This is a genomic window from Rhodococcus sp. ENV425 (genome assembly GCF_002887785.1).
Classification (GTDB): domain Bacteria; phylum Actinomycetota; class Actinomycetes; order Mycobacteriales; family Mycobacteriaceae; genus Rhodococcus; species Rhodococcus aetherivorans.
Genome location: NZ_PCZU01000213.1, coordinates 22,115 through 28,765, shown reverse-complemented (window position 1 = coordinate 28,765; position 6,651 = coordinate 22,115). Strand labels below are relative to the sequence as shown.

At 72.7% G+C, this 6,651-nt stretch carries 4 protein-coding genes and 1 pseudogene; 1 reads left to right on the top strand and 4 read right to left on the bottom strand.

Annotated elements, in window-relative coordinates:
* Positions 1-119 precede the first annotated feature (119 nt).
* Positions 120-863 carry a peroxide stress protein YaaA gene (yaaA, locus tag CQZ88_RS18175; protein ID WP_029543262.1) on the top strand — a complete coding sequence of 248 codons (744 nt, stop codon included), beginning with the start codon at positions 120-122 and terminating at the stop codon, positions 861-863.
* Here the strand turns inward: yaaA and CQZ88_RS18170 are convergent.
* The 4 genes and pseudogenes from CQZ88_RS18170 to CQZ88_RS18155 form a co-directional block, all read right to left on the bottom strand.
* Positions 834-2,003, bottom strand: coding sequence for an FUSC family protein (locus CQZ88_RS18170; protein WP_102800119.1), 1,170 nt, complete (start codon positions 2,001-2,003; stop codon positions 834-836). The two genes, yaaA and CQZ88_RS18170, sit on opposite strands and share 30 nt — an antisense overlap.
* A 60-nt stretch (positions 2,004-2,063) precedes the next feature.
* Positions 2,064-3,545, bottom strand: a complete 1,482-nt coding sequence (locus tag CQZ88_RS18165) for an MFS transporter (RefSeq protein ID WP_050035096.1) — start codon at positions 3,543-3,545, stop codon at positions 2,064-2,066.
* Positions 3,546-3,556: 11 nt separating this feature from the next.
* Entirely contained in the window at positions 3,557-4,813 is a 1,257-nt protein-coding gene (gene cobA / locus CQZ88_RS18160) for a uroporphyrinogen-III C-methyltransferase (RefSeq protein WP_373566473.1), read from the bottom strand.
* Positions 4,814-4,955: 142 nt separating this feature from the next.
* Positions 4,956-6,638 (bottom strand): annotated as a pseudogene (locus CQZ88_RS18155) (long-chain-fatty-acid--CoA ligase).
* Positions 6,639-6,651 lie beyond the last annotated feature (13 nt).

Sequence of the window (6,651 nt, the reverse complement as noted above, 5' to 3'; positions counted from 1 at the left end):
GACCTCGGCGTCGGCCGGGTCGTCGCGGAGGGTGCGGAGAAACAGGTGCGACATGCGGGTGATCACGGGAGAGCAGCCTACCTGCCGCCCCGGAACCGACCTCGGTACGGTTACCGCTTGTGCTGGTGCTTCTGCCTCCCTCCGAAACCAAGTCCGACGGCGGCGACGGTGCGCCCCTCGACCTGGGCGAGCTGTCGATGCCGCAACTGACCGCGACCCGCGAGGAGCTGGTGCAGGCGCTCGTCGACCTGGCCGCGGATCCGGAGGCGTCGAGCCTCGCCCTGGGCCTCGGTCCCACGCAGGCGGACGAGATCGAACGCAACGCCAAGCTGTGGGTCTCGCCCACCCGGCCGGCTCTCGCGCGCTACACCGGGGTGCTGTTCGACGCCCTCGACGCCGGCTCGTTCACCCGGGCGCAGCGGGAGAAGGCCCACCGACGACTCGCGATCGGATCGGCCCTGTTCGGCGCGGTGCGCGCGGGCGATCCCATCCCGGCCTATCGCCTGTCGGGCGGATCGAAGCTGCCCGGCGTCGGGACCCTCGCGTCGCTGTGGCGGCCGGAGCTGAGCGGCGCCCTGGCCGCCGAGGCCGCCGGGCAGCTCGTGGTGGACCTGCGGTCGGGGGTGTACCGGCAGCTCGGGCCCGTCCCCGGCGCGGTCACCGCGACCGTGCTCACCGAGCAGCCCGACGGGAGCCGCAAGGTGGTCAGTCACTTCAACAAGCACCACAAGGGCCTGCTGGCCCGCGCGCTCGTACTGACCCGCGCGGAGCCGGCCGACGTCGACGGTGCCGCCCGCGTCGCGGCCCGGGCGGGCCTGCGGGTCGAGGTGGCGTCAGCCACCGAACTGGTGATCCTGACCTGACTGCGGCACGCGCCGGGTGTCCTGCACCGCGGTGAGGAACCGGTGCGCCGGGTGCCAGAAGCTACCGAGCACGGCCGCCACCCGAGGGTCGGCGGACCCGGCGGCCGATCGCTGCAGTTCGGCCAGCCGGTCGGCGCACTCGCCGCAGGCGTCGTCGAATCGGACGGGTTCGGCGAATCGGACGGGTTCGGCGAATCGGACGGGGTCGGCGGCGGCGTCCCCGATCCGGTCCACGAGCTCGGCCAGGGCTGTCAGGAGAGCAGGCACCGAGCAGCGCGCCGCGTCGTCCGCCCCGTCGAGAACGCCGTCCGACGCCGCCTCCGCCACGCGGGCGAGTTCGCGGAGCGCCGGCACGGCGTACCACAGCCGGTCGAGGACGTCGTCGGAGGCCGAGGCCTGATCCCGGACCCGGGCCGCGATCGGGCGCGGATTGAGCCGCACACTCTCTCGTGCCCACTGCGACGACTCCGCCGCGCGGTCCATCATCCGGTCGATCTCCCCCGTGCGACGCACCCAGCCCCCGGGCCCCGGACCCGCCTCGTCGCCCAGCCCGGCGGCCATGTCACACAGCAGGGATCGGGCCTCACGGGCGAGTACCCCGAGTTCGTCCCCGACCGGGTAGACCGGCGGGAACAGCACCGCGGTCACCACGAGTCCGCACGCTGCCCCGATCGCCGTCTCGAGCAGCCGCTCCCCCAGCATCACGGGGCTGCCGGCGGCGCCCGTCGCGATCACCAGCAACGCGGTGATCGCCACCCAGATCCCGTTCGAACCGAACCGCCGCCAGCGGCCGACGAACCAGCCGACGAGCACCACGACGCCGATCGCCGCCGTCTGCCCCGGCACCAGCCATTCCGCCGTTGCCGCGAGCAGCACGCCGGCGACGACCGTTCCGATCTGCACCACCGCCTGCCGGAGGGACCTGAACACCGTGGTCTCGACGAGGAACACCGCGACGTAAGGGGCGAGGAAGGCCTGCGGCAGCATCAGCCACTCGGCGGCGACGAGCCACGCGAGGACCGCCGCGAGGGCCGACTTCAGCGCCTGCGCGGCGACGTACCGCTCGTGCCCGCGCACGCGTACCGCGCGTGCGGTCCACGTCGCCGGGAACCGCATCCACTCGGTGATGGTCGACAACATGTCCGTCGGCTACCCCGCCGCTGGGGCCGGGCACACCTCGGCGGCAGGGCCGGTACGGGGCTACGCGCCCTGCGCCGCCTTCTCCGCCACCTGGGCCTGCGCCACCTGCTCGGGGGTGAAGCGGATGAACAGCGCCGCGGCACCCGCGATCACGGCGCACACCGCACAGCCGACGAGGGCGAAGAGGTAGCCCTCCCCCAGCGCGTAGAGCTGGCCGGGATCCATGTCGGCGACGGCGCCGGACGTGCCGCCCAGCGACAGGGTCCGCGACGTGGCCATCGCGCCGATCACGGCCAGGCCGATGGGGCCGCCGAGGGTCTGCGCCACCTGGGCGATCGCCGCGAGCGGGCCGATTTCGTGCGAGCCGACGCCGGCGATCGCGCACAGCGGCAGCGGCACCACGGCCAGGCCCACCCCGAACCCGACGACGAGCACCAGGACGAACAGCGTCGGCAGGTAGGCGACGGTGTGCGACATCGTCGAGCCGTACAGGAGGCTGACCGCCATGATCAGCGCCCCGGTGACGACCAGCCAGCGGGGCCGCACCCGCACCGCCAGCTTCGACGCGACCGCCGCGGCGGCGCCCAGGCCGAAGGCGAAGGGCACGAACGCCAGGCCGGCCTGCAGCGGCGAATAGCCGAGGATGTCCTGCACGAACAGGGCGACGAACGCGGCGAGGCTGAACATGACGGCACCGGCGAAGAAGATGGACACGAACGTCGCGACCCGGTCCGGGTTGCGGAACAGCACGAACGGCAGCAGCGGGTTCTCGGCGCGGCGCTCGACGACGAGGAACACCGCGAGCAGCGCGGTACCGGTGATCAGCGCGCCGACCACCGCAGGACTGGTCCACCCCATCTCCGGGCCCTCGGTGAGCCCGAAGACGAGACCGGTGCAGCCGAGTGTGGCGAGCACCGCGCCCGGCACGTCCAGCGGCAGCCGCTCGGCCGCGGTCTCGCGCAGCGCGACCACCGCCAGGCTCACGATCAGCATCCCGATCGGCACGTTGATCAGGAAGATCCAGCGCCAGGACACCTCGGTGAGGGCGCCGCCGATGATCAGCCCCGCGATCGATCCGACGCCCGTCATGGCCGCGAAGATGGCGATCGCCTGGTTGCGTGCCGGTCCGGGCGCGAAGGTGGTGGCGACCAGCGCCAGGGCCGTGGGCGAGGCCACGGCGGCGCCGACGCCCTGCAGCGCGCGGGCCGCGACGAGGGTGCCCTCGTTGACGGCGAGGCCGCACAGCAGCGACGCGACGGTGAACAGGCCGACGCCGGCGATGAACATGCGTTTGCGGCCGAAGGCGTCGCCGAGACGTCCGCCGAGGAGCATCAGCCCCCCGTAGCTCAGGGCGTACGACGTGAGCACCCAGTTGCGGCCCGCGTCACTCAGACCGAGGTCCTCCTGCAGCGGCGCCAGCGCGAGATTGGCGACCGTGCCGTCGAGCACGACCATCAACTGCAGACCGCTGAGGACGATGATCGCCAGGCCCAGCGCACGCGTGGTGACGGGGTAGCTCACGGGCGAGGAGGTTTCGGCCATGTGGATCAACGTTACCGAGCGCCCGGGGCGACCCCGGCCACCGGCCCGATGTCGAACCCGGCCACCGGCCCGATCACGATGATGGCCGGCGGGCGGATCTGCTCCTCCCGGACGCGGGCGGCGACGGTCTTCAGGTCGGCGCGCAGCACCCGCTGGGTGCGCAGCGTGCCCTCCTGGATCACGGTGACCGGGGTCTGCGCGGGCCGGCCGCCCTCGAGCAGGGCGGCGGCGAACTGCTCGATCCGCTCGACCGCCATCAGCAGCACGAGCGTGCCGCGCAGGCGGGCGAGCGCACCCCAGTCGGTGAGCGAATCCGGGTGGTCGGGCGCCACGTGGCCGCTGACCACGACGAACTCGTGAGTGACGCCGCGGTGGGTGACGGGGATCCCGGCCGCGGACGGCACCGAGATGGCGCTGGTGATGCCGGGGACGACGGTCACGGGCACTCCGGCGGCGACGCACGCCTCGAGTTCCTCGTAGCCGCGGCCGAACACGTACGGGTCGCCGCCCTTGAGCCGGACGACGAACTTTCCGGCCTTGGCGCCGTCGATCAGCGCCTGGTTGATGGCCTCCTGCGCCATCGCCCGGCCGTAGGGGATCTTGGCGGCGTCGATCACCTCGACGTGCGGGCCGAGCTCGGCGAGCAGTTCCGGCGGGGCCAGCCGGTCGGCGACGACGACGTCGGCGCGACCCAGCAGGCGCCGCCCGCGGACCGTGATCAGGTCGGGATCGCCCGGGCCGCCACCGACCAGCGCGACCCCGGGGCGGGCGGGCTCGGCGTCGGCGACGACGGCACCGGACTGCAGGGCCTCGCGGATCGCGGTGCGCACGGCCGCGGAGCGGCGGTGGTCGCCGCCGGCCAGCACACCGACGGTCATCCCGTCGTAGTGGGCGGTGGCCGGGGTGACGGCCGTGCCGCGGCGGGCGTTGTCGGCCCGGACGCAGAAGATGCGGTGACGTTCGGCCTCGGCGACGATCGCGGCGTTGGTGTCCGGTTCGTCGGTGCAGGCGATGGCGTACCAGGCGCCGTCGAGATCCCCGTCACGGTAGTCGCGCAGTTCCAGGGTGACCTGCCCGGCGGTGGCCATGCCCTCGACCGCGGGTGTCGCCGCACGGGTGATCACGTGCACGTGGGCACCGGCGGCCACGAGCAGACCGAGCCGTCGCTGTGCGACGGTACCGCCCCCGACCACCACTACTCGCCGGCCCCGCAAATTGAGCCCGACCAGGTAGTTGGTCTCGTCATCGGCAGCACTGGACACCGGCACTTCCCATCTTTCGGCACTGTGCAACGCGCATCACGCTGCGGGGAACGCACAAACACTACGGGCCGGGCCGATCGCGGCGCCATCCGCCGTACGAACATCGTGAGGGACGCCGCAGGCCCGGCACGCACGGCGTCCGAAGGACTCAGCCGACGAGGAGGGACTCGCGGACCTGCCGGCGGAGCACCTTCCCGATCAGGGACCGCGGCAGGTCGTCCACCACCACCACACGCCGCGGGACCTTGTAGGCGGCCAGGCGCGAACGGCAGTGCTCCCGCGCCGCCTCGGGGTCGAAGTCGTCGCCCGAGACCAGCACCGCCGCCACCACCTCCTCGCTGCCGTCAGGGGTCGGCAGACCCACCACGGCGGCGTCGACTACTCCCGGGAACAGCCGCAGCGCCGCTTCGACCTCGGACGGCATGACGTTGAAGCCACCGGTGATGATCAGTTCCTTGATCCGGTCCACGACCGTGACGAATCCGTCGCGGTCGACCTGGACGATGTCACCGGTCCGGAACCAGCCGCCGTCGAGCAGCGCCTCCGCCGTCTGTTCGGGCTTGTTCCAGTATCCGGAGAACACCTGCGGTCCGCGGATCAGCAGCTCTCCCCGCTGCCCGGGTTCGACGTCGCGCTCAGGGTCGGCCGGATCGACCACCCGGATCTCGGTGCTCGGGAAGGGAACTCCGACCGCACCGGGCCGGCGGGCGAGTCCGATGGGATTGCCGACCGCGACCGGCGACGTCTCGGTCAGCCCGTACCCCTCGACCAGCACGCCCCCGGTGACCGCCTCCCACAGTTCCAGTGTCTCCGTCGGCAAGGGCATCGCCCCGGAAATCGACCAGCGCGCCGACGTCAGATCCACCGACCGCTCCCGGGCCGCGCGGGCGAGGCGCTCGTAGATCGGCGGCACCGCGGGCATGAACGTGGGTGGGTGCTTCTTCGCGGCGGCGAGCACCAGATCCACGTCGAACTTGGGGAACAGCACCAGACGGGCGCCGATGCTCATCGCGAAGGTCACACACAGGGTGAGCCCGTAGGCGTGGAACATCGGCAGCACCGCGTAGACGACCTCTGCGCCGTCGACCAGCCCCGGCACCCAGGCGCGGCCCTGCGCGGCGTTGGCGCCGAGGTTCGAGTGCGTGAGCATCGCGCCCTTCGGGGTGCCGGTGGTGCCGCTCGTGTACTGGACGACCGCCAGATCGCCGACGGAGGGGCGCGGATGCTCCGGGTCGAGGGGTCCGTCGGCCAGCAACCGCTGCCACGGAACCGTCCCCGGCGCCGGCCCCGTCAGCGCGTCCCGCAACGTGCGCGCTCTCGGGACCGGGAGGGTGAGCGCGAGCCGCTTGGACCACGGCATCGAACGAGTGATGTTCACCGCCACGATGTGCTCGACGGCCGTGTCCCCGGCGATCCGCTGCAGCAGCGGACAGACCTTGTCCCAGGCGATCGCCACCGTGGCGCCGTGGTCCGCGAACTGGTGGGCCATCTCCTCGCCGGTGTAGAGCGGATTGTGCTCGACCACCACGCCGCCGATCCGCAGGACCGCATAGAACGCGATCACGTGCTCCGGACAGTTCGGCAGGACGAGCGCCACCCGGTCGCCGGGGCGCACGCCGAGCCGTCACAGCCCCTCCGCGGCACGGTGCACCCGGTCGCCGAGTTGCGAATAGGTCAGTTCCGCGCCGAAGAACTCGAGCGCCGGACGTGGCCCGAACCGAGCGACCGACGCCTCCAGCATGTCGACCAGCGAGTGCTCGGGGGGTGCGATGTCCGACGGCACCCCCTCGGCGTAGCTGTCGAGCCAGATCCGTTCCATACCGGTGCCCACAGCCCCGCCCCTC

Excerpts from the sequence above, each read along its gene's own strand:
- CQZ88_RS18165 (WP_050035096.1), bottom strand. The coding sequence starts at position 3,545 with ATGGCCGAAACCTCCTCGCCCGTGAGCTACCCCGTCACCACGCGTGCG.
- CQZ88_RS18170 (WP_102800119.1), bottom strand. The coding sequence starts at position 2,003 with ATGTTGTCGACCATCACCGAGTGGATGCGGTTCCCGGCGACGTGGACC.